Genomic DNA, 1,225 nt, shown 5'->3' with positions numbered 1-1,225 from the left:
CCTGAATACCACCGGGCTAAGCAGTGCCAGGGCAATCAGGTTGGGAATAGCCATCATAGCGTTCATAGTGTCAGCTACGAGCCAGATGAAATCCAGGCTGACAGTAGCGCCCACTGGAACCGCTACGATCCAAAGGAAACGGTAGGCTTTCACGGCTCTTGGACCCATCAGGAAAGGCAGGTCAGGCGGTCACCCAGAGAATAACGGCATCTTCCTCGCTGAGGGAAATCAGAGCATGCCCCATCTCGGCATCGTAATAGGTGCTATCACCCTCATTGAGCTCTACCGGTTGATAAAACTCTGTGTAGAGCATGATTTTGCCACTGAGAACCAGCAAAAATTCTTCACCCTCATGCCTGACCCAATCCTGATAATCCTCAAATGACCGGGCACAAACCGTCGTTTTGAAGGGCACCATCTTCTTGCCCGACAATTCAGTGGCCAGCAGTTCATGTTCGTAGGTGGTGGTGGGATGCGGACGCCCCTGCCCTTTTCGGGTGATGTCCCTGCGCCCGCTGGCTGCTTTCTTTTCTGCAGGCTGGGTGAACAACTGGGGAATATCAATACCCAGCCCTCTTACCAGTTTGGTTACAGCGGTGAAGGTGGGCGATATCTGCTCATTTTCTATCTTGGAGAGTGTTGATCGGGCGAGGCCAGTTTTCTGACTGGCTTCTTCCAGTGTCAGATTAAGACTCAGACGGATTTCCCGGACTCGCTGTCCCAGTTGCAACGGCTCAACAGCATCCTCCCTGTGACTGCGGGAGATGATGACCGACTGTTTTTCCTTCTCTAAAAAGTGCGCCTGCTCTGATATTTCCTGCTCTGACATTTATAGTTATCTCGACATCCAGACGTGCTTGATACTATATAAGGTTCCCGAAAAAAGAAATAAGCTACCCGGAAATTAAACTCTCTAAAAAAGTGCCAAAGAACATTCAGCGTTGTATTTACTCAATTATTTCATTAAGTTAGGCGTACTGTCAGGATAAGAAACCTTAAAACTATCCGTCTCGTCCTGACCCTGATCATCTAACTGAACTGACACCCTTTGGCGTCACATAACAAAGAACCAAGAACAATAACAGAACAGCAAATAGCGTGGAGTAAAGTTTCAAAATGGAAACACTGACCGAAATCATCGGTGCCATTAATGGCGTCGTATGGGGACCCATGATGTTGGTCCTCATGCTGGGGGTAGGACTATTCCTGATGCTGGGCCTGCGAC

At 49.1% G+C, this 1,225-nt stretch carries 1 protein-coding gene and 1 pseudogene; both read right to left on the bottom strand.

Going from position 1 to position 1,225, the window contains the following annotated elements; genetic code table 11:
• A pseudogene (locus tag KDK19_RS10835) lies at positions 1-174 on the bottom strand (alanine:cation symporter family protein); the annotation flags it as partial.
• Positions 175-181: 7 nt separating this feature from the next.
• Positions 182-829, bottom strand: coding sequence for a helix-turn-helix domain-containing protein (locus KDK19_RS10830; RefSeq protein WP_257274367.1), 648 nt, complete (start codon positions 827-829; stop codon positions 182-184).
• Positions 830-1,225: the final 396 nt, after the last annotated feature.

Source organism: Endozoicomonas sp. ONNA1 (genome assembly GCF_024606325.1).
Taxonomy (GTDB): domain Bacteria; phylum Pseudomonadota; class Gammaproteobacteria; order Pseudomonadales; family Endozoicomonadaceae; genus Endozoicomonas_A.
The sequence above is the reverse complement of the archived record's forward strand: the minus strand, read 5'-3'. Positions and strand labels throughout refer to the sequence as shown.

Bases quoted from the DNA above. Each gene is read 5' to 3' on its own strand.
- KDK19_RS10830 (WP_257274367.1), bottom strand. From the start codon at position 829: ATGTCAGAGCAGGAAATATCAGAGCAGGCGCACTTTTTAGAGAAGGAA.